At 68.1% G+C, this 3,482-nt stretch carries 2 protein-coding genes; both read right to left on the reverse strand.

What is annotated here, in order from left to right:
* On the reverse strand, positions 1-2,734 hold a 2,734-nt coding region (topA, locus tag HUK82_RS15305; protein WP_176614767.1), incomplete at its 3' end, for a type I DNA topoisomerase.
* Between the two features lie 39 nt (positions 2,735-2,773).
* A partial coding sequence (locus tag HUK82_RS15310; protein ID WP_176614768.1) for a DNA-processing protein DprA occupies positions 2,774-3,482 on the reverse strand: 709 nt, incomplete at its 5' end.

The raw sequence follows: 3,482 nt of genomic DNA on the forward strand, positions 1-3,482 counted from the left end.
CGACGGTCTTGCGGGCGCGCGGCGTGGCCTTGGCGGCGGCCATCTTGCCCGCCGCCGCTTTCGTGGACGTGGCTTTCCTGGCCGTCGCTTTGGCAGGCGCGGCTTTCGAGGACGTGGCTTTCGTCGCTGCGGCCTTTTTAGGCGCCGATTTCACGCCGTCCTCGCCCGTGGCGGCCGCCTTGGCCGTCTTGGGCTTGGCTTTCACCGCCGCCTTCTTGCCCTTGGCCTTCAGCGGTTTGCCCTTCTCGGTCAGCAGCGCAACCATCTCGTCGAGGGTGACGTCGTCCATCGCACGGTCGCGCGGCAGGGTCGCCACCACCTGACCATGCTGGGCATACGGCCCGAAACGCCCCTTGCGCACCAGCACCGGCTCGCCGTCCTTGGGGTGTGCACCCAGCGTGCGGATCGAGGCGAGCTTGCGCGCCAGTACGTCGACGGCCCGGTTCAGCCCGACCGTCAGCACGTCGTCGTCCTTGTCGAGCGAACCGAAGATCGCCCCCATCTTCACGAACGGCCCGAAACGGCCCAGCCCGGCCTCGATCGGCTCGCCCGTCTCGGGGTGCAGCCCCACCAGACGCGGCAGCGACAGCAAGCCCACCGCCTGTTCGAGCGTGATCTTATCGCCCTCGATTCCCTTGGGGATCGTGGTGCGGCGCGGCTTGGACTTCTTGTCCTCGGGATTGGGCTCGCCCTGCTGGACATACAGGCCCCACGGGCCGCGCCGGACGGTCACGTCCTCGCCGCTCGCCGGGTCTTGGCCGAGAACCCGCATGCCGTCCTTGAGCATGTCCGCGCCGTCGCCCTCGGAGCCGTCGACGACCAGACGGCGGGTGAACTGGCAGGTCGGATAGTTCGAACAGCCGATAAACGCGCCGTATTTCCCGAGCTTGAGCCCAAGCCGCCCGGTGCCGCAGGCGGTGCAGACACGCGGGTCGGACCCGTCGGAGGGCGCGGGGAAGAAATGCGGGCCCAGATCCTCGTCCAGCGCCGAGATGACGTCGGAGATCTTCAGGTCCTTGGTCTGGTCGACGGCGTGCGAGAAATCGCGCCAGAACGCGGCCATGACGTCGTGCCAGTCCACCCGGCCATCGGAGATCTCGTCGAGCTGTTCCTCCAGCCCGGCGGTGAACTGCGTATCGACATAGCGCTCGAAGAACGAGACCAGGAAGGCCGTGACCAGACGGCCGCGATCCTCGGGCACGAAACGCCGGGCCTCGAGCCGCACGTAATTGCGGTCGCGCAGCACCGTCAGGATCGAGGCATAGGTCGAGGGACGGCCGATGCCGATCTCTTCCATCTTCTTGACCAGCGACGCCTCGGAATAGCGCGGCGGGGGCTGGGTGAAATGCTGGTCGGCCGCGACGTCGCCACCCTTGAGCGCATCCTGCTCGCGCATCGGGGGCAGCATGCGGCTTTCGTCGTCGTCGGCGTCCGAGTCGTCGCGCCCCTCGGTGTACAGCTTGAGGAAGCCATCGAACGCGACGATCGAGCCGGTCGCGCGCAGCACCAGGTTCCCGCCCGGATTGGCGACGTCGACGGCGACCTGGTCCAGTTCGGCCGACTGCATCTGGCTCGCGACCGCGCGCTTCCAGATCAATTCGTACAGACGGCGCTGCTCGTCGTTCAGATGACGCGCGACCGAGGCCGGCGTACGGCTGACGTCGGTCGGACGCACCGCCTCGTGCGCCTCCTGCGCGTTGCGGGCCTTGGTGGCGTAGTGCCGTGGCGACCCGGGGAGGTATTGCGGGCCGAACTCCGTGCCGATATGGCCGCGGATGGCCGCGATCGCCTCGGACGCCATCTGGACGCCGTCGGTTCGCATATAGGTGATCAGACCGGCCGTCTCGCCGCCGATGTCGATGCCTTCATACAGCTGCTGGGCCGTGCGCATGGTCGCCTGCGCGCCCATGCCGAGCTTGCGCGACGCTTCCTGCTGCAGGGTCGACGTCGTGAACGGCGGCGGCGGATTGCGTTTGACCTTGCGGCGCTCGACGCTGCGGACAGCGAAGGTCGACGCCGAGATCGCGTCGCGTGCGGAGAAGGCTTTCGCCTCCGTGTCCAGATCGAACTGGTCGAGCTTGTGGCCGTCGAGATGGGTCAGACGCGCGGTGAAGGTCGCGCCGCCCGGCGTGGTGAAGCGACTGGTGACGGTCCAGTACTCGCGCGGGCGAAAGACCTCGATCTCCGCCTCACGCTCACAGATCAGGCGAAGGGCGACGGACTGCACACGGCCCGCGCTGCGCGAGCCGGGAAGCTTGCGCCAAAGCACCGGCGAGAGGGTGAAGCCCACAAGGTAGTCCAGCGCGCGGCGGGCCAGATACGCCTCGATCAGCGGCTGGTCGAGGTCGCGTGGGGCGGCCATGGCGGCCTTGACCGCGCTCTTGGTGATTTCGTTAAACGTCACGCGCTGGACGTCGATCCCCTTGAGCAGGTTCTTCTCCGCCAGAACGGCGCGAACATGCCACGAGATCGCCTCGCCCTCGCGATCGGGGTCAGTCGCCAGATACAGGTGGCGGGCACCCTTCAGCGCCTTGGCGATCGCCGCGATCTGCCGGGAGCCCCGTTCGTCGGACTGCCAGTCCATGGCGAAATTCTCGTCCGGCCGGACGCTGCCGTCCTTGGGCGGCAGATCGCGCACGTGACCGAACGAGGCCAGGACCGTGTAGCCATCGCCCAGATACTTGTTGATCGTCTTGGCCTTCGCGGGCGATTCGACAACAACGACGTCGGTCATCTTCTCTCCAGACCCGGGCCCTGGGCGCGGACCTTATTCTTATGTCGGGGTGGCCACCACGGCGGCACCTCCCGGGGCGAACGCGCACAGCCCCGCCAATTCCAGTTCGGTCAGCCGCGCCAGCACGAACGGAATCGAGAACTGGCAGCGCCGCGCAAGCTCGTCAACCGGCATCGGCGCAAATGACAACAGCGCGCGCAACACGTCTCTCTGCCGCGTGGCCTCAGCGTTTGATACATCCCACGGCATATCAGGCTCCGCGAACCCGCCCGGAAACAGGGCCGGATGCAGGCTTTCGGGCAGCGTGCGCAGGACGTCGGCCCCGTCCTCCACCAATGTCGCGCCGTGTCGCAACAGGTCGTTGCTGCCGCGCGCACGCGGATCGAGCGGCGATCCGGGCACCGCATACAGCACGCGATCGTACGCCAGTGCCAGCCGCGCCGTGATCAGCGTGCCCGACCGCAACGCGGCCTCCACCACCACACAGCCGAGCGACAGGCCCGCGATGATCCGGTTACGTCCCGGGAAATGTCGGCTCTGCGGCGTCGTGCCCAGAGGGGCCTCGGTCACCACGACGCCACACGCGCCGATCTCGGCCTGCAGATCGGCATGCTCGGGCGGGTAGACACGATCCAGGCCACCGGCCACGGCGGCGACCGTCACTCCCGGCACGCCGCCCTCACGCATAGCGAGCGCCCCGCGATGGGCTGCGGCGTCGATCCCGCGTGCCAGTCCCGACACGATGCCG

The sequence above is a fragment of the Ameyamaea chiangmaiensis genome (genome assembly GCF_013376175.1).
In the GTDB taxonomy this organism is placed as follows: domain Bacteria; phylum Pseudomonadota; class Alphaproteobacteria; order Acetobacterales; family Acetobacteraceae; genus Ameyamaea; species Ameyamaea chiangmaiensis.